This window comes from Pediococcus sp. M21F004 (assembly GCF_051122535.1).
Taxonomy (GTDB): domain Bacteria; phylum Bacillota; class Bacilli; order Lactobacillales; family Lactobacillaceae; genus Pediococcus; species Pediococcus inopinatus.
Genome location: NZ_CP177314.1, coordinates 875,215 through 897,482, shown reverse-complemented (window position 1 = coordinate 897,482; position 22,268 = coordinate 875,215). Strand labels below are relative to the sequence as shown.

The window sequence follows — 22,268 nt, the reverse complement described above, 5'->3', positions numbered from 1 at the left end:
TTCAAGAATTTACTTGAAGTCTAGAACTTTTTTTGATCACTCTACTGTTAGTTTCCTGAAGTGGAATCTGGATTTGTGATTTCAATTCGATTATTCTTTGACTTTGAATGCGTTGCTTCCGGAGCATCAGTTTTATATAGATCCTCAAGGGAACGATCTCGGTTTTTAGAGTACATCGACGTGGACTTTAAGCCTAATTTCTTTTGGATAGCGAGTTCTTTTTCTAAACCGTTTGAATAATTATAGGCTGTCGAATTAACCTTTTTAAAGCCTTTAGGTGTATAGAAACGGAGTAAATTTTTCTCGTTCAAAGCATCAGACATATTAAGCTGTTTATTGACTGCCGTTTGAGCCTTGGCAACTTGTTTTTTTAAAGCACCAGTTGGCGTGACGACTTGGCCAGTTGAGTTGTTGTAAATGGTACCACCAATCGATGTATAGTTTGGGGTAATGAAATCTTGATTACGGAACGCGACAACTTGATCATGTTCTGAAGAGAAGAGATCAGTCCCAAACTGCATGTAAGGTTTTGAGTTAATTCCCAACAAATGCAATAAGGTAGGTAAGACATCAATTTCGCCACCATATTGTTTCTGAATGCCACCGTTTTTAACTCCTGGAATATGAATCATAAACGGCACTCTTTGTAACTGGGTATTATCCCAATCAGTCCAGTTATCAACAGGGTCTTTGCCATACGAAGTGAAATGACTTGGGTCCTGACTAAATGTTTTCGCTAGATCTTTATTTGCAGAATCAGAAATCCCATAATGATCCCCGTATAAAATGATGACGGAATTATCGTATAGGCCTGATTTTTTTAAGAAAGTGAAGAATTCTTTGACTGACTGGTCAAGGTAATTAGCTGTTTTAAAGTAGTTGTTCACAGAAGTATTTCCAGTGTCAGGAACTTTAAAACTTGAATCTTCTGAATCTAGATCATAAGGAAAATGGTTAGAAACTGTAATATATTTGGCATAGAAAGGCTGCTGTAAAGCTTGCAGATACTTGATGGAATCCTTAAACAGTAACTTATCCTTTAGGCCGTAACCAGTGGCCTTGTCACCAGAAGTATCATAGTAACTAGCTGAGAAGAAGTACTGATAACCCATATTTTTGTAAACATTATTTCGGTTCCAGAAACTAGCTACGTTGCCATGGAAAACGGCAGACGAGTAACCTTGTTGCTGTTTTAAAATGGCCGGCGCCGCTTGGAAAGTCTGATCATTTCCAAGCTGGGCAAATAAGGAACCTTGGGGTAAACCGAATGTACCAGTTTCAAGCATATTTTCAGCATCACTGGTTTTCCCTTGGCCAACTTGGTTAAAGAAATTAGAAAACGAATAGGTACTCTTGCTGTGATAAAGACTGTTTAAAAATGGGGTTACCGTCTGGCCTTCAACCTTATCATCAATCAAGAATTGTTGGAAACTTTCCAGATGAATCACGATGACATTTTTACCTTTAGCAATTCCGTAATACTTCTTGTTGGAATTTGCGTAGTGTCCTTTAACGTACTTTTCAACGTTTTTTAATTCACTTTTGGTGGCACTAGAACGCATCTTACTCGTTTGTTCAGTTTTAGCACCATCGTAAATTGTGAATGGATCAATCCCTAAATATTTAACGATGTAAGAACGATCAAAGGTTCTGGTGATCAACTGAGGCCGATCAATTTCGGCAAACATCAGGTTAAAGCCAAAAAGCAAAACAGATAATGAAGTTACTTGAAAGCCTAACCGCTTAGGTAAACTATTTTTGTCCCACTTGATTTTGCGCATGAGCATTAAAACTAAAATGATGACAATATCGAGCCAAAACAATAAATCGTGTGGTTCAGTTAAGGCTAGGGAACTACCACTTAGTCCTTGGTTAACTTTGGAGTAACCTAACATGGTGTTAACCGTCATAAAATCTGTAAATTCACGATAGTAGATGACGTTCAAATAGAGTAACAGTGTATTACCGATATCGATCAATAAGATTAATGGGTAGAAAATTTTTGCTTTTTTTACGTAAAGCGCTAACCCGAATAGGAAAAAGGTGGTTGCCAACGGATTAATTAAAAGAATAAACCACTGAAAAACACCAGTTACCCCAAGAGAAAAATCAGCGAAATAAGCGAGGAGTGTTTTTAGCCAGAAAAGAAAGACTAATAGAAAGAAAAACCCCATTCTGGTGTTAATTTTTGCAATAAACCGTTTCATAATTAGATTGTTAACCTTCCCGTGTAAATCGACTTTTTAGTGTAAATTTGATTCACAAATATAGAGTCATTTTAACATAATTTTATTAAGCAAATTCTTAAATTTGGGTTCAGTTTGTTTTCCCAGGCAAAAAAAGCTTATAATTCAAAATAAATACAAATTATGAATGGGTGATCAAATGGATATAAAGTCAGCGTTTGGAAATAACGGAACCGTTTATGAAGATGGGATGAAAATAAGAAAGGCCGTTTTTATTGAAGAACAAAATATTGATGCTGCGTTAGAACAAGACGAAAATGAAAGTCGGTGTCGATACTACGTCGGCTATGTAAATCAGGAGCCAGTCACGACGGCTAGAGTCATGCAAACAGATGAAGGAACCCTAGTTCAGCGGGTGTGTACCTTGAAAGCTTATCGCCACCAAGGATTGTCTTCGCAAATTTTTCAAGCTATTGAACAAGATGCAAAAGCAAAGGAAATTAAGCAGGTCTGGCTATTTGCGCAAGATCACGCCCAAAAGTTTTATTTAAATAACGGATTTACAGTGGTTGGGGATCAAGTTATGGAAGCTGGAATTCCGCACCACAAAATGGTCAAAGAAATTTAATGGATTTTGTGGTTTAGTTAAAATTGAATTGAGATGAAGATATCGTGAATAAAATTCAACCCAAATATTCAGTGAATTGGGTGACGATTTTGTTAGTATTGGTACTTGGAGGAATTTTATGTTTCTTAACGCAGCATGATGCGCAATTGTATAAAGCACCGGTTGCCCAAATAACGCACGTGACAAACCAGAAACGTGTTTCTCAAGTAGATAACTTTCATAATCATGATTATGAGCAAAAACAGATTTTAACCGTGAAGGTGCTTAATGGCAAAGATCGGGGCAAGGTGTTACGCGCACAAAACACTTTTTCTGAGTCTAAAGCAATGGATCAGGCTTTTCGTGGCAATCAGCAGGTGTTTTTACACATTCAAAAAGGATCAAACGGAAAATTACAAGCAACGGTTACGGATTTAAAACGGGATACAGTGATTGTATTTTTAAGTTGGCTAGCAATTAGTTTGTTATTGTTAACGATGAAATTTAGTGGCTTGATGGCATTGCTGAGCGTTTTATTGAATGGTGTGCTGTTCTTTTTGGCCATTAAATTGGATGTCATGTTGCAGGCAACTAATGTCCTAGCAATTTTTAGTGTTTTAGCTTTTATCTTTGCCGGACTCACTTTATTTTTAGTACTTGGCAAAACAAAGCAAATGCTTGTGACATTTGGTGCTACGGTGTTAGGCACGGTAGGATCAGTCCTGGTCACTTTGTTAGTGTTAGCCGTGACGCATGAAAAGTGTCTTCATTTTGAGACGATGGAGTATGTTACCCAGAATCCGGAAACGGTTTTCTTAGCAGAAACTATTTTAGGATCTCTAGGGGCTGTGATGGATGAATCCACGGATATTATTTCCAGTTTATTTGCCCTTCACCGAGAGACACCAAGCCTGACCAGATGGCAATTGTTTCTATCGGGCAGAGAAATTGGCAAATCGATTATGGGACCATTAATCAATGTGTTGTTTCTTATTTTTATGGCCGACACATTTGGGATGATGGTCTTGTACTTGCGTAACGGTAATAGCTGGGCATATGCATTTACAATGAATATGTCGTTAGGAATGGTTCAAAGCTTGGTGAGTGGAATTGGGATCGTATTGGCAATTCCTGCCGCCAGTTGGTTTGCCAGCAGTATCTTAAAAAGAGGTGACCAACTGTGAGTACCATTTCAGCTTTAATTTTGATCTTATTTGTTCTCATGCTCATTGTTGGTGGTGGCCAAGGCTTAAAATCATTTTTGAGTTTAACAATTAATTTTGCAGTTATTTTTATGACTGTCGTCTTGATCGGGCTGAATTTTCCGATCATGTGGGTTACGCTTTTAAACGCCACAATTATTTTAGCCGTGACAATTTATTTGGGGGATGATGATCCACTGACAACCGAAACAGCGTTTTACGGGTCTGTCTTGGTGATGGTTATCATTGTGATTCTTATTATTCCGGTTGAACACTGGGCCACGGTTCAAGGGTTTGGTAATGAAAATACCGAAGACCTGGAAGGCTTATCACTATTGGTGGGCATTAAATTCTTAGATGTCAGTATTGCAACCACCATTCTAAGTAGTTTAGGGGCAATCGCAGAAGCAGCAATTGCTATTTCTGCGGGGTTAGGAGAAATTTTGGCACAGAAGCCAGAATTAGAAGCTAAGCAGCTCTTTAAAGATGGCATGGCCATTGGCAAACAAATTATTGGAACAACCTTCAATACGCTATTTTTTGGATTCTTTGGAGGCTTTTTAGGATTGTTCATTTGGTTTGAACGGTTGAATTATACGTTTGGTGAGCTTTTAAATAATAAAATATTTGTCTCAGAGCTTTTAATGATTTTAATTTCGTTTATTGGGGTTATCTTGACAATCCCGATTACTACGTGGGTGATTCGCTTAAAAGTGGGTCATCAAAAACGCGCCCATCAATAATATTAAAAAAGACATCTCAGCAGAAAAAATTCTGTCTGAGATGTCTTTTTAGATCACACTTTATCGTAAGTTACATGCAGGGCAGCCGAAATACCAAGTGGAAATAAGAACAGCCAAATAACCTCTGCAACGAAAAGTACCAGTGCCATTTGAATGAACGAAAGTAGTTGCGTAAAACCAAGTGCAAGCAATGGAATTAAGCTTAATAGGCCAATAAAACCAAGAATTTTATCAAAACTATTCATGGCATTTAAATATTGCGTGGTTGAGGAACGAGCCGTTCGTAAAATAATTGGAATGATCAAAGCTAAATTGACATAGGTAAAAAGAATTCCAGCAAGCATGGGAACATCCGCTAATAAAGATTCTTTTAAAAGACTAGTCGATAATAGATTGATTAATCTAAAGCTTCCTCCAAAGGCGACTAATAAAGTACCACTCGCATAAATAGCAAACAAAGACTGTGAAATAGCCAATAAATAAATGATCAGAAAACCAATTAGCCAAGGTAACAGATGAGTAACATCATGTTTAAGAGCTTGTTTTTGATTGGTAACTGAAACAGTCTCACCAGAATAGGCTAAGTTGCTTTTTGATAACGACGTTCCTTGCAAGGTCGAATTCGTGGTTGTTTTTAATTGTTTAAGTGTTTTTACGCCAGAATTGGAAGAAGGTTCTTTATTTAAAACAATTGAGATGGTTGTTGTTTTGTTCTTATTTAGATTAAATTGATTTAATGCATTTTTCATTGGGGCCGTTTTTAAGTCTGCTGCCGTCATGTACAGGGTGCTAACAATACCAGATTTGCTTAAGCCAGTTAGGTAACTATTATCAGCAGCCAAGTTTTGTTGGGCAATTTCTACGTTCTTACTATCCTTTGATAGGGCAGTCTTAGTATTTTCAATGGCCGTTTCAGCATCTTGAAAATCATCATTAACGGTTTGTTGGTCATCTTCAACTTGACTGATATTATCAGCAATGACCGAGTTGTTGGAACTGATCACTTTGATGTTGCGATGCAATGTTTTAAGATCACTTAATGGATTTCTATTATGTGTTTTTAAAGAAGTCAAAACTTGTCGCGTGTTTTTTGATCCCTGTGATAGGCTTCGTGAGTTAAGCAAATTAGTCAATGTGGTTTGTTGGTCTTCAATCGTGGTAATATCACTAGCCAAGTCACTTGCTTGTTCGGATACCTGTGAGCTTTGAGATCCGATGGCATCTAAATTGGTGAGACTTTCTGATAAGGTCTTTAAAGTGGAACTAAGTTTTAAGGATTTTAATTGTTTTTGAGAATTTTTAAGTGACGTTTGTGTTTTAGTTAAGTTCAAGTTGGCCGCCGAAAGCTGGCTGGTAATGAGTTTAAGTTGTTGATTCACGTATAAACTGGATAACGGTGTTCCGGCAGGTTGCACTACAGAGAAAACAGCTGCCACGTTTGGTACGGGTTTTAACTTTTGGGTCAACTGATTAATCACCGCTAGATCCTGAGTTGTGGTTATTGCAGATTGATTGGTTAGCGAAATGGTGATTGGTGAAAGCTTTCCGGTCGGATAATGACTGGAAACAACATTTGCGCCTGTCTTAGCTTGGCTTGAAAACGGCGTGTCTGTCGAAGAAGACCAGTTAAGCGGCCGAGTTTTTATGAAAAGACCCGCACAAATAACAATAAAAATACCAACTAAGGTTAAAATAGCATGTTTATTTCCTAGAGTGGTATTGAAGTGCCAAAAATTCACTGTAGTGGATAGCTTTCTTGCGGAACCGGGCCAGAAAAATAAATCTTCCAAAAACTCGGTTAAAGCAGGCATTAAAGTGTAAAAAATTAGCCAGCCTAAGCCCAAAGAAACGCCAATAATCCACAACGAACTAAGGGTTTCGTTCTTTGCTAAAAGTAAAGCGGATCCAGTGATGATTAAAGGAACAATTGTGATCAGCGAAGGTAGCCACGACCGTTTGTAAAGTGGATCAGCAGATTGAAGAGTCTCAAAATGATTACTGTAAGAGTGATAGAAAACAGCAATAACAATTGGCAAGATGCCAAAGCTGATAAATGCCATAATCAAATCGGTTTGAGCAGTGTAGGGTGCATTAAAAAAATGAGCTGCACTTGCTGCAACGGAAAGACTGGTTAGGTAGGTAATTCCAGAGAGTAACAGCGTGATTAATGGGGCGATCACTGATCGAAAAATGAGTCCTATTGAAATTAGCATCAGTACACAACAAATACCAATCATAATTTTTGTGGCCGTCTGAATGGCCTGAGCTCTTGCAACCTGGAGGACATCATTTCCAGTTACGTAGGTCGTAACACCGGGTGTATGAACCAAACTATAGACTTGGGGAATGAGAATATGAAACTGAGATTGTTTATTTTTGAAATGAAGAATGGTTAGTTCGGTTGACTTATCTGCCGAATTTAAACGATGGGATGCATTCGAATCGTTAGCAGACTCAATGGTTTGGATGCCCAGAAATTTTTTGTTTGCTTGTAATTTTTCTTGAGTATCTTGGATAGCCTTTTTTTGTTTACTTGTCAGTGAACCATTAGGATTTGTATAAACAATGGTCGCCGAGGTTCGTTGCTGCTTCTTATTTGTGCTTGTGTCGGTAGGCAATTGCTGACTGTAACGATTGTTCCAAGTCAGTGAATTGGGAAGTAAGACGATCAAGCCAACCAGAAGAACGGCCCACGTGATCAGACTGGCAATTTTAAGTTTTTTTGTCTTTGACATTTCGTTATTCATTCCTTATGTATTACGTATTTGCTATTCTGAGTTTACCATAGACGATGCTTTGTGTTTAAGCTGAAAATAAAAGATTGGTTACGCTATAAAGAGAAAATACGTAATTTAGATGCATATTTTTTATAATGCCATTATTTTTTGAAAAAGTTATTCAAATTCAAAATGAGCAGGACAATCAAAATGAGGATCACAGTGATTAAAATGGTGAGTTCCCAGCCAATGATGGAGTGACTAAAAGGAACAAGGACGTTTTGACCAAAAAAGCCAAAAACGATTGAAGGAACTGCCAACACAATTGAAAAGACAGTTAAAAATTTCATGGTATTATTTAAATCGCTATCGAGAATATTTGAATTGGCGTTTGCGACCCGTTCAATAATGTCGGTCGCTAACTGCGCCATTTCCTCGCCTTGTTGTGATTCAACAATGACATCTTCTAGTTGTTCATGTTGGCCAGTGGTCATCTGAATTTCTTGCATCCGGTTCATACTGGTTAAAAGGGCATTATTAGATCTTAGAGAGGTTAAATAATAAACTAAACTAGTTTCTAAACCCAACATGTCAGAAATAGATTTTCGTGAAATGCGATGAGTCATCGATTTTTGAATTTGTTGCCGTTGCCGATTAATGTTATTTACAGCGTCAAAATACTGAACCGAAAGCTCATAGAGGGTCCGGAAAATGATGGTTAATGGCGCAACTTCTTCTTTACTATGAAGTAAGGCGTTGTTGAGATGACGGGCAAAAACCGTATTAACAAATTCTGTAGAAGATCGAGTAAAAGTTAAAACATAATCATTAACTAACATGATCCCGATAGGCTCTGTACTCCCACTGGCAGTAATATCTTTAGAAAGAACATCGAAAATAAGCAAAAAAATATTTGCGTCACGATCGGTTTCGATGCGGGCTCTTTCATTTGGATCAATTGCGTAACCAATCATTTCATCAGTTACCTGGTAGTGGTGAATTAATTTTTCTTTTTCTACCTGAGTTGGTTCATTAATTGCAACCCAAGTGTGTTGTTTATTGATCTTTTTTTCAGTAATCATAATTTTTATCCTCATTTGAAGTGGAAATTGTAAAATCTTGCACCACCCCAATTTTAATCCATTAAAACGCCGCCGTCTATGCGATGTAAAAACAAAACTTAATTTTGAAAGAATATTCGTGAATGTGGTATGATTCTACTCAATGAAAGTTTCGAAATATAGTGAACAAGGAGTGCAGAAATGTGCAAATAATTTCAAAATTATATGGTCCCTTTTTTGATCTACATAATTGGGAAACCGTCTTAACATCCAGTAGTGATTGGATGATTATTTTATCGTTAATTATGATTGAATGTCTATTGTCCGTTGATAATGCCGTTGTGCTTGCAACACAAACGCAGGCCTTAACAAACTTAAAAGAACGAGAAAAATCTTTGTTTTATGGACTTTGGGGAGCGTATATTTTTCGTTTTCTAGTAATTGGAATTGGGACGTATCTAATTCATATCTGGGAGATTAAAATTGCTGGGGCCCTGTACTTACTGTACATGGTTTATCGTTATTTTGCGCCTAAAACGAAAAAAACGAGCAAAACACCACAAAAATCAATCAAAAAGAAACGTCACATATCGTTATTTTGGTCCGTTGTTATTCAGATTGAAATGATGGATATCATTTTCTCAGTGGATTCTGTTTTAGCGTCCCTGGCGATTTCGTCCAATCCAGTTGTAGTACTAATTGGTGGAATGATCGGAATTTTATGTATGCGGGGAATTGCCGAAGTGATCATGAATGTGATGCGTAAAATCCCAGAATTGGAAACAATGGCCTATGTGTTAATTGCAATTATTGGTGTGAAACTGTTTGTGTCCATTCCAATGATTGGTTGGGAAATTCCATCTGGCATATTTGCGCTGATTGTGGTTTTTGCGGTATTGATTACATTGGTTATTCATTACTTTAGAGTTCGTAAAGCACGGTAAATTTGAAAGGGGGTTTGCAGTTTTGTGAGACTTCTTGCAATTCCGTAACTCCCAACTTACTTCGCTCACTATTCAAGGACAGTTCAGTAAGTCAGTTACGAATTTGTAAGCATGCTAACCGCGAGATGCAATCTCGCTAACGACATTCTTAAACCTCAAAACAAAACGTCTGAATTCACTCACTATGCTATAATTTACCCATAAGATTTGAAAACGGAGGAAAGCAATTTGGCTGTAACACTTACAAGCTATAATATTGATAAAGAGACAGACCAAGGCCTGACCATTGTTGATTTTTGGGCTCCTTGGTGTGGCCCTTGTAAAATGATGGAACCTGTTTTGGATCAGCTCGAAACTGAGTATACTGGAAAAATTAAATTTGCAAAATTAAACGTCGATCATCAACAAGAAATTGCTGAGCAGTATAAGATCATGAGTATTCCGGCCCTGGTCTTATTTCGAGACGGGAAAGCTGTTGAAAAAGTGACAGGCTATTATCCAAAAGACAAATTAACGAAATATCTGGATTCCAAAGTAGAGACAAGGTGACAAAATGAAAACCGCAATTGTGATTGATAGTTCTGCGTATGTTCCGGAAGCACTGGTCAAACAATATCATTTAGTTGTAATTAACCAACCGATTTTATTTGGTAATCATCTTTATCGTGAAGGAGTTGATCTAACTTCAACTGAATTTTACGAACGACTCACAAAGGATAAAACTGTTCCTACTGCTTCACAAGTGGCGATGACGGAAATGCAAAATGTTTTCACAAAATTGGCTAGTGAAGGGTACCAAGCAGCAATTTGTTTTGGAATCTCTAGTGGTTTAAGTGGATTTATTTCTAATTTGGCAGCCTTTGCGCCATCTGTAAAAGACTTAGAGGTCTACACAGTTGATTCTAAATTTGCCGGAACGGCTGAAGGCAATTTGGCGCTGTTGGCCGCAGAGCTGGTTGCTAGGGGTTATGCCGTTCATGACGTTTTGAGTAAGGTAGAGGACTTACAGAAAGCCACGCATTTTTTGTTAATTGTTTATAATATGCGGGCATTATCTAAAACCGGTCGCATTGTGAGTCGCTCGCCATTAATGGGGGCAATTCTTGGAACGAGAACAATTTTAACCTTTAATGAGGCCGGCCGTTTGGAGTTAGTTACCAATGCGCATCGGATGAATCGTGCCTTTAAGAAAGCTAAACTGAGACTAGATACTGACCTTCAAAAACAAAAAACACATGTCCGGATCAGTGTTTTGGATGCTGATAACGAAGAATTAAGTCAGCAGTGGAGTGATGAACTTGCGAAGACTTATTCCCAATCGGTTGTTGAAACAGGAAAAATTGGTCCTTTTTTAGGTGTTCACGCAGGATACAAATCAATGGCGATTGTTTGGGCGCCTGACTGGCGAGACATGATTGAGGATGGTCAGGGTCAGGCTAAACCAAAAGTGTGACTTGTGCTAAGATAGTATTGTTGAATTAAAAAATTGGGAGATATAGAAATGATTACATTAAAATCAGAACGAGAAGTAAAAGGGATGCAAAAATCTGGCGCAGTGCTTGCCGGCATGCATCTTGGCTTACGTGATATTATCAAGCCTGGAATTTCGAGCTGGGATATTGAAAAGTTTGCTGTTCGTTACCTTGCAGAAAACAATGCTAAAGCTGAAGAAAAAGGTTTTGAAGGCTATGAATATGCAACTTGTGTGAGTGTTAATAACGAAGTTTGTCATGGCTTTCCCCGCAAAGATTTGCTGATCAAAGACGGCGATTTGGTTAAGGTTGATACAGTGGTTAGTGTTGATGGCTACATGTCAGACTCATGCTGGGCATACGCAGTGGGCGATGTGAGCGATGAAGTTAAAAAGTTAATGGACGTGACAAAAAAGGCTTTGTACCTTGGAATTGATGCCGCTGTTCCGGGTAACCGAATTGGCGATATTGGTCATGTAATGCAACACTATATTGAAGATGAAAATGGCTATGGTGATGTACGTGAATTTGTCGGACATGGTATTCAACCAACCATGCATGAAGATCCAATGGTCCCGGGTTATGGTGATGCTGGTCGTGGCTTGCGTTTGAAGGCGGGTATGACAATTACCATCGAACCAATGGTGAACACTGGTGATTGGCGTTGTGACACCTCTGCTCCTGATGGCTGGACAGTGACCACCATGGATGGCAGCTTAAGTTGTCAGTATGAACATACTTTGGTAGTTACAAACGATGGTCCAAAGATCTTAACGTCACAGGATCCTGAGTTTGATGCTAAGTATTTATTAAAGCCAGAATTTGATGCTAAAATTCTAAAATAAATATTCACTTAAAATAATAAAAGTTGGTTTACTTTTAAGTAGCCAACTTTTTTGTATCCGCAAAAGACGAATACTTGGACAAACACAGAAATTTCGGTATGATAGTACGCGTGTAGAACATTACGATTTAAACTTTATAAATGAAAAACGGTGGCAGTATGAATAAAAGAGATTTAGAAGCAAAACGCATTGTAATTAAAATTGGGACCAGCTCATTACTTTATCAAAATACCAGCCAACTAAATTTGCGAGCCATTGAGCGCTTAGCATTTGTGCTCAGCGATTTGAAAAATCAAGGCAAAGAAGTTGTCTTGGTTTCTTCGGGAGCTATTGGGGTCGGAATGGGTAAATTGGGATTAACTAAACGACCGGAAACAATTCCTGCTCAACAAGCAGTGGCGTCTGTTGGTCAAGGTGAGTTACTTGGGATCTATGAGCGTGAATTTCAGAATTATGGAAAATCAGTTGCCCAAATGCTGTTAACTCGCGACGTTTTGGTTTATCCGCAAAGCAAAAAGAACGTCTTTAATGCTTTTCAGGAGTTATTGAAGCTAAATGTGATTCCGATTGTAAATGAAAATGATACAGTTTCGGTTGATGAATTGGACCATAAAACTAAATTCGGTGATAATGACCAATTATCAGCAGTTGTTGCAGACTTGATAAACGCAGATTTGTTAATTATGTTGTCAGATATTGACGGATTTTATTCTAGCAATCCGTTAACAGATCCTAACGCAGAGTTGTATCATACCGTGACTAGTATTGATAGCTCAATCATTCAATCAGCTGGTGGCCGGGGAACTAAGTTTGGCACAGGCGGAATGGTGACTAAATTAAAAGCCGCAAAACGGATTTTAAGTAATAATCAGAAAATGGTTTTGGCAAATGGAGAGAATCCGCGGATAATTTATAATATTTTGGCCGGTGAACCGGTGGGGACGCTTTTCGAACCCAAACAGGTAGCTACGAAAGAAGGATTAGCATGATTACTTTAATAGAAATGGGTAAACAGGCGCAAGCTGCAGAACAACAGCTTTCTCAGTTAGCGACTGTCAAGAAAAATCAAGTTTTAAAAACCATGGCTAAACAAGTTCGTCAAGCCTCCCCTGAAATTTTGAAAGCTAATGCAATTGATATGCAAAATGCTGAAAAAAATGGTGTTCGAAAAGTGATGTTGGACCGTTTGCAACTAGATAAAGAGCGGATCAATAGCATGGCCGAGGGCCTAGAACAAGTTGCTGGGTTAGCTGATCCAATTGGCGAAGAACTGAAAGGCTGGACGACTGAAGCTGGACTAGATATTTCTCAGGTACGGGTTCCTTTGGGTGTGATCGGGATGATTTACGAAGCTCGGCCAAATGTGACCGTCGATGCTGCAGCACTGACTTTTAAAGCTGGTAACGCGGTTATTTTAAGGGGTGGAAAAGAAGCCATCAATTCTAATCAGGCGTTGGTTACCGCCCTACGTCGGGGATTGCAAACTGAAGAGGTTTCTGTGGACAGTATTCAACTAATTACTGATACTTCACATGAAACGGCGACGGCTTTAATGCAGTTGACAGACTATTTGGATGTTTTGATTCCTCGTGGGAGCGCCAAATTTATCAAGATGGTTGTGGACAAGGCCAAAGTTCCGGTAATCGAAACAGGAGCCGGCAATTGCCACGTATATGTGGATGAAGGTGCTGATTTGCAAATGGCCACAGATATTGTGGTTAACGCCAAAACGCAACGACCTTCTGTTTGCAACGCGATGGAAAAATTAGTTGTGAACCAAGCTGTTGCAGCTAAACTGTTACCAATGGTTGCTGAGGCGCTGAAGCCTTTTAACGTGGATTTGCGTGGTGATGAACGTGCCAAGCAAATTTTGCCAGAAATCAGTTCAGCGACAGAAGCCGACTGGGGTACGGAATACAACGATTATATAATGGCAATCAAAGTGGTGGATGATTTAGACCAGGCAATTGCGCATATTAATCGCTATAACACCAAGCATAGTGAAGCCATCATTACCAACAATTATGCGCATAGTGAACGATTTACAAAAGAAATCGATGCTGCAGTTGTTTACGTAAATGCTTCAACCAGATTTACGGATGGGGTGGAATTTGGATTTGGTGCCGAAATTGGCATTAGTACTCAAAAGCTACACGCCCGTGGACCAATGGGCTTAAACGAAATTACATCTACGAAGTATGTGGTTCGTGGAAACGGACAAGTTCGAAAATAAAAATAAAAAAACAGCTTTCGGTTTTAGAATTTTTCTAAACCAAAAGCTGTTTTTAGTATCAATGGAAAATTAATAGTTACTGATTTCAATCAAGTTACCATCGGGATCGCGGACGTATACGGAAGTCAGTTTTCCGTGAGCACCGGTTTTTTGAACTGGGCCTTCAATGATATCAACGTAGTAGCTCCTGAGGTGATTAATGACCTCAGGTAACTTGTCTTTTACCACAATACACAAGTCTGCTGATCCAGGGGTGGGCTCGGATGCGACCGGATTGTGAGGGTGATCGCTGAGTTGAAAATTAATTTTTTGTTTCCCACATAAAACTGCCTTCCGATCATCGTCAAAGGTCATGATTGGCATATCGAAGACCTCGTGATAAAAACGGAGGCTCTTTTCAATATCGGTAACAGTTAAGACAATGTGGTCAATTTCACGTACATTCATAATAGATAACTTCCTTACTGAATTTAATTACCAATAGTATAGCATATTTCCTGATTGTGAATTGCTGTAGTTGACGCTGTTTGGCCGTTTGTGATACGGTTGATGATAGTAATTTACGAACGGATAGAAAGTGAGAAATATGAGTATACTAGCAGTTGAAAATTTATCACATGGATTTGCGGACAAAAGATTGTATGACGATGCCAATTTTGACCTCAATAAACAGGATCATATGGGGATCGTTGGTCAAAATGGGGCTGGAAAAAGTACCTTAATCAAAATATTAACTGGTGCCATCTTGCCTGATGAGGGATCAATTAAGTGGCAGAATAAAGTTACTTATGGTTATTTGGATCAATATGCAGATATTCCGGCTGGCGATACGCTTTACCAATTTTTAACAACAGCCTATGCTCATTTGTTTGAGTTGAAAGATCGTATGGATCAAGATTATGCCGATTATGCAGAGAACTTAGACGACGATCTGCTTGAAAAAGCTGGTCGGATTCAAGAAACTTTGGAAGCTAAGAATTTTTATGAAATTGATACCGAAATTGCGCGGGTAATGAGTGGACTTGGGTTAGATGACATCGGTAGAGATCACATTGTGAGTGAGATGAGTGGGGGACAACGGTCAAAGATTATTTTGGCAAAATTGCTTTTACAAAATCCTGATGTTCTTCTCTTGGATGAACCGACTAACTACTTGGATACGGCGCACATTGAATGGTTAGAGAACTATTTAACCACTTTTGATGGTACTTTTATTGTAATTTCTCATGATTATGATTTTTTGCAAGAAGTAACTAATTGTATTTGTGATGTGGCGTTTGGCAAAATTATTAAGTATCGTGGTAATTTCAAGTCTGCTATGCGTCAAAAAGAAGCTCGGAAAGAAGCCCAACTAAAGGCTTTTGAAAAACAACAGGTTGTGATTGAAAAAGCCGAGAAATTTATTCGCAAGAATAAGGCTGGATCTCATTCGACGATGGCCAAATCACGGGAAAAGATGTTGTCACATATTGATCGGGTGGATCCACCAAGCGAAAATCTACGTGCGCATTTTGATTTTCCATATTTGGAAACTGGTTCGCAGAATTCCGTAACTGTTAAAAAGTTAGCAGTTGGTTATGGCAAACGACAATTGCTGGAACCTGTCACCTTTAGTTTGACGGCTGGTGAAAAAATTGCCTTTTCTGGTTTTAACGGTGCCGGTAAGTCTACCTTGATCAAGTCGATCTTGGGAAAAATTCCAGCACTTAGTGGTACGACTTCATTTTCACCTTCGGCTAAGGTTAATTATTTTAGCCAAGAATTAGTTTGGGAAAAGCCTGAATTAACGCCGCTACAAACGATTCAAAATGTGTATCCAGATATGCAGCCAAGAACAATCCGCACAAAGTTAGCCAAATGTGGCATTAATGCGGCGGATACCCAAAAGGCGATGAGTATTTTAAGTGGTGGGGAACAGACGAAGGTTAAAATTTGTTTGTTGGAATTGGTTGAAGCAAACTTCTTAGTTATGGATGAACCAACAAACCATTTGGACGACGAAACGAAATCAGCTTTGAGTGAGGCTTTGCAGAGATTTAAGGGTAATTTGATTGTCGTCAGTCATGAAGATGGGTTTTATACTGACTGGATTGACAAAGAATTGAACGTTGAAAAATTACGAATTGATAAGTAAAAAAAGGAACCTGAACTGAACCCCGATAATTGGAGTAATCCAAATTATCGGGGTTTTGTTATGTTCTCAAAGGAAAATAAAATAAATGCAGTTTTAGAATTAACTAGTGGCCTGCCGCAAAGTATTATCATGAAAAAGTACGGTATCAAGGGCTCTGCCACTTTATATGAATGGAAACGCAGGTTAGAACAGTTCGGTGTTGAAGGTCTAAGTTTAAACCATAAGAAGACTTACTTTGATTATTCGTTTAAAATGAAAGTAATTAAATGGCGTTTAGATCAAAATGCATCCTTGCCGATAACTGCTAAGCAGTTTCGAATTAAACATCCAGCTGTAATTTGGCAATGGGAACGAGCTCTTGAACAAGGACGCCTTAATCCTAATCAAAGGCGGTCAAATACCATGTCAGATAGTAATAATGAAAAGTCTAAAAAGGAATTAGAAGAAGAAAACCGTGAATTGAGAGTTAAATTAGCTTATTTGGAAAAATTACACGCCTTGGTTCAGAAAAAGAAAGCATTAAAAACCAGGAAAAAGCACAAATAGTTGCTGAATTAAGGCGTGATTTGAACGAAGTGCTTAGCTTTATTTTAAAAGTTGTCGGTATGTCAAGTAGTAGTTATCATGATGCACTTAACCGACAATATAAAACTAATTATTCCCAGGACTTAGTGGATGAAATTCTTCAAATTAGACAAGATAATCCAGATTTCGGGTATCGTACGGTTACCGATGCATTAAGGAACAACGGTAAAATTGTTAACCATAAAGTGGTATTAAAGATCATGAAACAAAATGACGTGCTTTGTCATGCTTTTGATCGAAAAACTAGAAAATATAATTCTTATCGAGGTACTGTTGGTAAACTTGCTAAAAACAAACTGAATCGCAGATTCAATACGGATCGACCTTATCAAAAAGTAGTGACCGATGTGACTGAAGTTCGCTGGGGTTCTGGTTCGATTTCTGAGCGTGCTTATTTTACTTCATTTGTTGATCTTTACAGTAACGAGATATTGTCATGGAATATTGGTCTTAGCCCTAATGTAGCGTTTGTCACAAAACCTTTAATGGATTTAATTCGTTCAAAACCACAATTACCTTATAAGATGACAATTCATTCAGATCAAGGTTTTCAATATCAGAATTATCAGTATGTTTCCAAGCTAAAGAAAAACCACATTATGCAGAGTATGAGTCGCAAAGCGACTTGTCTGGATAATGCGGTTGCTGAGAGTTGTTTCCATATTTTAAAAGTTGGAACGGTGCATAATAACCACTATTCCTCCTACGAAGAATTAAGAATAGCCATAACTGAATACGTTAGTTATTATAATAATAAAAGAATTAGAACAAAACTGGCCGGAAAAACTCCGGTACAATACCGAAACCTATCCGACCAGTTGGTTGCTTAAAATTCACTCCAAATTATGGGGTTCAGTTCAACCTGAGAAAAAATCTCAGGTTCCTTTTTTGTGATCTTTAGATTTTATTGTCGAAAATGTGGGTCTACACTTTCTGGTATTGGTGAATAACTGATACCAGTTTTTATTTTGAAAATTAAAAGGACATCTGTCCTCTTTGTGCTACGATTTAATCGCCAAACAAAATCGAAAAGAGGAAAAACAGATGTCCCTAACTAATTCTATCTTAAGCTTGTTTGAAATGACAGACCCAAATATAACCGTAACTGGTGTTACCAAGAAACGTTGCCCGAATGGACAACGAATTCATGTCGTTCACGCCAACCTTTCTTATCAGCTTGTGAAATGTCCCCATTGTGGCCATAAAAGTCTAATTAAAAACGGTACCCACGTTAGTCATCTAAGGTTGGGAACCTTATCAGGCGGACGTTATGAAATGCAGCTAAGACGACAAAGATATCAATGCCAACATTGTTTAAAAACCTGTGGAGCTAAAACTAACCTCGTTAGACGTAATGAAACTTTTACCCACAATGTTAAACATCAGGTCATTGTGCTAGCTCGTGACATGCTGACCAGTAAAGAAATCGCTAAAATTTGTGGCATTTCACCAAGTAGTGTGCAACGTATTTTAAATGCAAATATTCACTTGGCTTACCGTGTTAAGCAACTTCCGCCAAATCTTTGTTTCGATGAATTTCGTTCCTGTAATCATCTAATGTCCTTTAACTGTTGCGATGCCGTTAGTCATCGCCGCATTGTGACCCTCAAAGATCGTCTCAGTAAGGATATCATTGATTACTTTGAAGCTCGTTATTCAGTTCAAGAACGTGCGAAAGTTCAAACAATTACTATTGATATGAACGCCGAATATGCTAGCTTTATTCATCGTTTATTCCCGAATGCTGTCACGATTATTGACCGTTTCCACATTATTCAGCTTGCTGGTCGTGCACTAGACAATGAACGTACATGTATTATCCGTACTTTTCAAGATAAGCATTCACGCATTTACCGCATCCTTAAATCTCAATGGCGTTTATTTCATTTGGCAGAAGAGAAAATCAATGACACTAAGCTTATCTATTTACGAGGCATTAACGAGTATATGACCCAACAGAACGCCATCGACCTTGCCTTAGATGAATTTCCAGAATTCAAAACTGTGTATCAAACTTATCAAGGCATTCTAACCGCTATTCACCAAAAGGATGCCACGGAATTTAAAAATTTGATTACCAACTACCAAGTAGCTGGTAATCAAATGGACGTCACCATTTCAACCTTCGTTAAGAACGGCTCAGCAGTGCTCAACAGTTGTCGTTATCCGTATTCTAACGGTCCTATTGAAGGACTTAATCGTAAAATCAAGGTATTAAAGCGTAGCTGTTTTGGTTTTCGAAATATTCATAACTTCTTCATTCGTATCAGTTTAATTCATGAGTAAACAAAAAGCACATTCACCGAAGTAAAGTGCTCCATAATTGTTAGACAAGAAATCTAACAGTTATGGAGCACCTTTTTCTATGGTCAAATATAGTTCAGAATTAAAAGCAGAAGTCGTTAGTGAATATCTTCAAGGTGACATTAGTATCAGTCTTCTTTCAAAGAAACGTAACTTGCCTCGAATACAAGTAGGTAGATGGATACAAAACTTTCGTTTGAGCGGCGCAGACGCTCTTAAACGAAGAAGAGTTAAACGAAGTTTCTCAGTTGAGTTTAAAGTTGATGTGATAAACTACTATCAAACTCATGATGAAACTTTAGCCGAAGTATCCGCAAAATTTGATGTTAATTCTTGTCAAATCAGTCTTTGGAGGACAGCCTTCAATCAGTATGGTATAGAAGCCTTGAAGCCTCATCCGAAAGGCAGAAAAACCAAAGTGAAACATAATAAGAAGAAATTACGTAAGTTAGTAAACAAGAACGAAATCGATCAACTTCGTGAAGAATTGACGAAAAAGAATCAAGAATTATATGATGCAAAATTGGAGAACGAAATCTTAAAAAAATCAATGACCCTGTTCGGAACCTCAAAGGACGAAAGAAAACACAAATAGTTGATCAGATCAGGGTCGAACAAGAGTCTCTTCCGAAATCTAACCGGTATAAAGTCGGCGATATTCTTAAGACCATTGGACTTAAGAAAGCGACTTATCATGATGAACGTAAACGTATCAAAAATTATGTAGATAAGTATGAAGATGTAAAAGTAGAGATACTAAAAATTGCCGAAAGCGGAAGATATCGCGGACGTCTAACCTACGGTTATCGTCGCGTTCAAGAAGAGCTCATTAAATTAGATATCCATCTATCAGACGCCGTAGTGCGTCGTTTGATGGATGAATTAAATGTTCAAGTAAGCCTTTATAACCGCCACAGAAATGGTAGATATTCATCTTATAAAGGTACAGTTGGAAAAGTGGCCCGTAACGTTCTACATCAGCATTTTAATGAAACCGTACCTTTCAAAGTATTACATACCGATGTTACACAAGTACGCTTGGCCGATACTAAGTGGGCTTACGTTTCAGCTATTACTGACGAAGCAAGCAAGGAAGTTTTAGCATTTCAAGTAAGTAATAGTCCTAACAGTAAACTAATTATGGATACACTCGATGAACTCACAGAAAATATTCCGGAAGGAATAAAACCAATAATTCATTCAGATCAAGGTTGGCATTATCAATTGAATTACTATACCGATAAACTCTCTGAAAAAAAATTTATACAAAGCATGTCTCGTAAGGGAAACTGTCTTGATAATGCGCCAATTGAAAGCTTCTTTCATCTTCTTAAAACAGAATGTCTTAATGGATTTCCACAGTGTAAAGATATTGGAGAATTCAAGGAAATCACAAAGAATTACGTCGATTGGTTTAACAATCGACGAATATCACAGAAAACAAAAGGCATGACTCCCTGCGAATACAGGGAACATGCCTTAGCAGTTTAAAAATATTCAATTTTGTCTAACTTTTGTGTTGCACTTTAAAGTGAACATGCCTTCAAAAATCTCTACCAATACAGTTTGACAGAGACCCGAAAATGTGTTCGATAAGGCAGCTTCCTCCGCTTAGCTACGATTAACAAACGGTCCCAAGTGCGGACCATTCGTCAATCTAGGCTATGCTCAGAAGCTAACCGCCTTGTCTCACACTCTAAAATTTGCCACTTTCGACATCACGGAGATAATCTGCCAAATGTTTGAAGTAAACAGGGGCATTATCAATCATATGATGGTGACCACCGTTTGGCGTTGTGACCAAACGTGAATTTGGAATTGCTTGTGCCATTCGTTGTGCGGACTTCAGTGGCATTGTTTCATGTTCACCGAAAGTTAACAACGTTGGGACTTTAATCTTGTGGATTTGATCACGAATATCCCATTCTTTTAGTTTCCCAGTAACAACAAATTCATTGTCACCTTGGAAAGCGTTATAAACAGGGACAGCCATTGTGTCAACCAAATGAGAAATTGCTGGTGGCTGCTTACGATCGACGTAGCCTTCGTTTAAAACCTCAACAAGCTCTTGGTAACGTTCATTATGCCAATCACCATTCTTTTCGCAATCGCGCATGAATTGGGCATCTTTAGGAGAAAGAGCTTCATCACGGATAGCGTCTTGGTGCTCTAAATATTCATCAATGTTATCTACCATGCTGGAAATGATGGCACCCTTTAAATGGCTACCGTATTTTAAAGCGTAAAGCATGGTTAATGCACCGCCCCAAGATTGACCAATCAAGTAGAAGTGGTCAATCCCTAACTTTTGACGAACTTCTTCAACTTCATCCAAGAAGTAGTCGTAAGTTAGGTATTTAGCAGCAATTTTTGGATCTGAATAATCAGGTTGGTCAGAATACCATGATCCTAATTGATCATAATAATGAACCTGCACGTTTAAGCCTTGTTTCTTGAGCTCATCATGGAAATTTTCCCAGTATTCATGATTCCCACCAGGGCCACCATGCAATGCTAGTAAATGAATCTGACTATCTTCGCCATCTGTGTGTGACCACAAATGGTAGCCGTTGTTCAACGTTAAAATCTTTGTTCCTTGTTTCACTAGATCACCCTATTTCGTTTTAGTTAACCCTTATTCTAGCAAAACTAAGGCAACTACTCAATGTTTCGGTTTTGTTTTTGAACCCGTTTTCGTAAATTTTTGCGCCAAAAGCCACCCTTAATGAATTTTGGTTCATAAGAAATAATAAAAGCGTCTGGATTGTTGGCCTCGATAAAGTTGTAGAGATGTTGTTCTCGTTTACGAGGGGTTAAGATTTCAAATTCTAAGCGAGCACCTTCACGTCCTTGGGCATTTTTGACAGTTACACCATAACCTTCGTCACGGATGTTTTCAGCAAACTTTTTGCTTTCGTCCGTTTTAGGTAGAATGACATTTACATTCAATAATCCGAGGCGTAGTCTGTCCTCCAGCCAGGTTCCAAAATAAATACCGGCGCCATAACCGAGGGCGTAAGCAGCAATATTCCAGACATTATTAAGTTTGCTTAACACCAAGCTTAAACCCACCACGTAGGTCACAATTTCTGCAATCGAAAGTAAGGAAGCCCATAGTTTATAGCCTTTCATCTCTAAAAGAGTTCGGATAGTGTTCATGGTAATGTAAGCAAAACTAAGGGTAAAAATAAGTGCAAGTTGTCCGTAATTCATGGTGCGGGCCTTCTTTCAAGAA

21 protein-coding genes are annotated in these 22,268 nt (G+C 38.3%); 15 read left to right on the top strand and 6 right to left on the bottom strand.

Going from position 1 to position 22,268, the window contains the following annotated elements; translation table 11 throughout:
- Positions 1-47: 47 nt before the first annotated feature.
- Positions 48-2,207, bottom strand: coding sequence for an LTA synthase family protein (locus ACLHK8_RS04760; protein ID WP_057775454.1), 2,160 nt, complete (start codon positions 2,205-2,207; stop codon positions 48-50).
- 178 nt (positions 2,208-2,385) lie between these two features.
- Here ACLHK8_RS04760 and ACLHK8_RS04755 point away from each other — a divergent pair, with 178 nt between their 5' ends.
- From ACLHK8_RS04755 to ACLHK8_RS04745, 3 genes are read left to right on the top strand one after another with little or no spacing between them, the layout of a single operon-like run.
- Complete coding sequence (locus tag ACLHK8_RS04755) at positions 2,386-2,814, top strand: GNAT family N-acetyltransferase (RefSeq protein ID WP_057775451.1); 429 nt, start codon at positions 2,386-2,388, stop codon at positions 2,812-2,814.
- 44 nt (positions 2,815-2,858) lie between these two features.
- Positions 2,859-3,977, top strand: coding sequence for a YibE/F family protein (locus ACLHK8_RS04750; RefSeq protein ID WP_323707569.1), 1,119 nt, complete (start codon positions 2,859-2,861; stop codon positions 3,975-3,977).
- Positions 3,974-4,738 (top strand): YibE/F family protein, encoded by a 765-nt coding sequence (locus tag ACLHK8_RS04745; protein WP_057775449.1) that lies wholly within the window; start codon positions 3,974-3,976, stop codon positions 4,736-4,738. Before ACLHK8_RS04750 ends, ACLHK8_RS04745 begins: the two co-directional genes overlap by 4 nt.
- A 53-nt stretch (positions 4,739-4,791) precedes the next feature.
- On the opposite strand, the gene ACLHK8_RS04740 is transcribed toward ACLHK8_RS04745, so the two are convergent.
- Positions 4,792-7,473: an MMPL family transporter gene (locus tag ACLHK8_RS04740; RefSeq protein WP_434520423.1), complete on the bottom strand. Its 2,682-nt coding sequence runs from the start codon at positions 7,471-7,473 to the stop codon at positions 4,792-4,794.
- A gap of 143 nt (positions 7,474-7,616) precedes the next feature.
- Complete coding sequence (locus ACLHK8_RS04735) at positions 7,617-8,537, bottom strand: magnesium transporter CorA family protein (RefSeq protein ID WP_323707570.1); 921 nt, start codon at positions 8,535-8,537, stop codon at positions 7,617-7,619.
- A 182-nt stretch (positions 8,538-8,719) separates the two neighbouring features.
- Here ACLHK8_RS04735 and ACLHK8_RS04730 point away from each other — a divergent pair, with 182 nt between their 5' ends.
- From ACLHK8_RS04730 to ACLHK8_RS04705, 6 genes are all read left to right on the top strand, one after another.
- Positions 8,720-9,460, top strand: coding sequence for a TerC family protein (locus ACLHK8_RS04730; RefSeq protein ID WP_057775276.1), 741 nt, complete (start codon positions 8,720-8,722; stop codon positions 9,458-9,460).
- Between the two features lie 228 nt (positions 9,461-9,688).
- Positions 9,689-10,009, top strand: coding sequence for a thioredoxin (trxA, locus tag ACLHK8_RS04725; RefSeq protein WP_057775274.1), 321 nt, complete (start codon positions 9,689-9,691; stop codon positions 10,007-10,009).
- A 4-nt stretch (positions 10,010-10,013) separates the two neighbouring features.
- Positions 10,014-10,913, top strand: a complete 900-nt coding sequence (locus ACLHK8_RS04720; protein WP_057775272.1) for a DegV family protein — start codon at positions 10,014-10,016, stop codon at positions 10,911-10,913.
- A 48-nt stretch (positions 10,914-10,961) separates the two neighbouring features.
- Positions 10,962-11,777, top strand: coding sequence for a type I methionyl aminopeptidase (map, locus tag ACLHK8_RS04715; protein WP_057775270.1), 816 nt, complete (start codon positions 10,962-10,964; stop codon positions 11,775-11,777).
- Positions 11,778-11,935: 158 nt separating this feature from the next.
- The gene (gene proB, locus ACLHK8_RS04710; RefSeq protein WP_057775267.1) at positions 11,936-12,766 is read left to right on the top strand and encodes a glutamate 5-kinase; all 831 of its coding nucleotides are present in this window, start codon (positions 11,936-11,938) and stop codon (positions 12,764-12,766) included.
- Positions 12,763-14,010, top strand: coding sequence for a glutamate-5-semialdehyde dehydrogenase (locus ACLHK8_RS04705; RefSeq protein WP_057775265.1), 1,248 nt, complete (start codon positions 12,763-12,765; stop codon positions 14,008-14,010). The genes proB and ACLHK8_RS04705 overlap by 4 nt, the downstream gene beginning before the upstream one ends.
- A 69-nt stretch (positions 14,011-14,079) precedes the next feature.
- Here ACLHK8_RS04705 and ACLHK8_RS04700 read toward each other — a convergent pair whose 3' ends face one another.
- Positions 14,080-14,457, bottom strand: a complete 378-nt coding sequence (locus tag ACLHK8_RS04700) for a VOC family protein (protein ID WP_057775264.1) — start codon at positions 14,455-14,457, stop codon at positions 14,080-14,082.
- 139 nt (positions 14,458-14,596) lie between these two features.
- Here ACLHK8_RS04700 and ACLHK8_RS04695 point away from each other — a divergent pair, with 139 nt between their 5' ends.
- The 6 genes from ACLHK8_RS04695 to ACLHK8_RS04670 all read left to right on the top strand — a co-directional run bounded on the left by ACLHK8_RS04695 (position 14,597) and on the right by ACLHK8_RS04670 (position 20,524).
- Positions 14,597-16,144 carry an ABC-F family ATP-binding cassette domain-containing protein gene (locus ACLHK8_RS04695; RefSeq protein WP_323707571.1) on the top strand — a complete coding sequence of 516 codons (1,548 nt, stop codon included), beginning with the start codon at positions 14,597-14,599 and terminating at the stop codon, positions 16,142-16,144.
- A 60-nt stretch (positions 16,145-16,204) separates the two neighbouring features.
- The gene (locus ACLHK8_RS04690) at positions 16,205-16,690 is read left to right on the top strand and encodes a helix-turn-helix domain-containing protein (RefSeq protein WP_063698689.1); all 486 of its coding nucleotides are present in this window, start codon (positions 16,205-16,207) and stop codon (positions 16,688-16,690) included.
- Positions 16,691-16,710: 20 nt separating this feature from the next.
- Positions 16,711-17,559 (top strand): IS3 family transposase, encoded by an 849-nt coding sequence (locus ACLHK8_RS04685; RefSeq protein WP_320531864.1) that lies wholly within the window; start codon positions 16,711-16,713, stop codon positions 17,557-17,559.
- Between the two features lie 166 nt (positions 17,560-17,725).
- Positions 17,726-19,015, top strand: a complete 1,290-nt coding sequence (locus ACLHK8_RS04680; protein WP_245080610.1) for an ISL3 family transposase — start codon at positions 17,726-17,728, stop codon at positions 19,013-19,015.
- Positions 19,016-19,094: 79 nt separating this feature from the next.
- Positions 19,095-19,628 carry a helix-turn-helix domain-containing protein gene (locus tag ACLHK8_RS04675; RefSeq protein ID WP_002331365.1) on the top strand — a complete coding sequence of 178 codons (534 nt, stop codon included), beginning with the start codon at positions 19,095-19,097 and terminating at the stop codon, positions 19,626-19,628.
- Positions 19,556-20,524, top strand: a complete 969-nt coding sequence (locus ACLHK8_RS04670; protein ID WP_226997409.1) for an IS3 family transposase — start codon at positions 19,556-19,558, stop codon at positions 20,522-20,524. The genes ACLHK8_RS04675 and ACLHK8_RS04670 overlap by 73 nt, the downstream gene beginning before the upstream one ends.
- A gap of 205 nt (positions 20,525-20,729) precedes the next feature.
- Here the strand turns inward: ACLHK8_RS04670 and ACLHK8_RS04665 are convergent, their stop codons facing one another.
- Together ACLHK8_RS04665 and ACLHK8_RS04660 are read right to left on the bottom strand one after the other, a co-directional pair.
- Complete coding sequence (locus tag ACLHK8_RS04665) at positions 20,730-21,638, bottom strand: proline-specific peptidase family protein (RefSeq protein WP_057774147.1); 909 nt, start codon at positions 21,636-21,638, stop codon at positions 20,730-20,732.
- A gap of 53 nt (positions 21,639-21,691) precedes the next feature.
- The gene (locus ACLHK8_RS04660; RefSeq protein ID WP_057774146.1) at positions 21,692-22,246 is read right to left on the bottom strand and encodes a DUF2179 domain-containing protein; all 555 of its coding nucleotides are present in this window, start codon (positions 22,244-22,246) and stop codon (positions 21,692-21,694) included.
- Between the last annotated feature and the right edge of the window lie 22 nt (positions 22,247-22,268).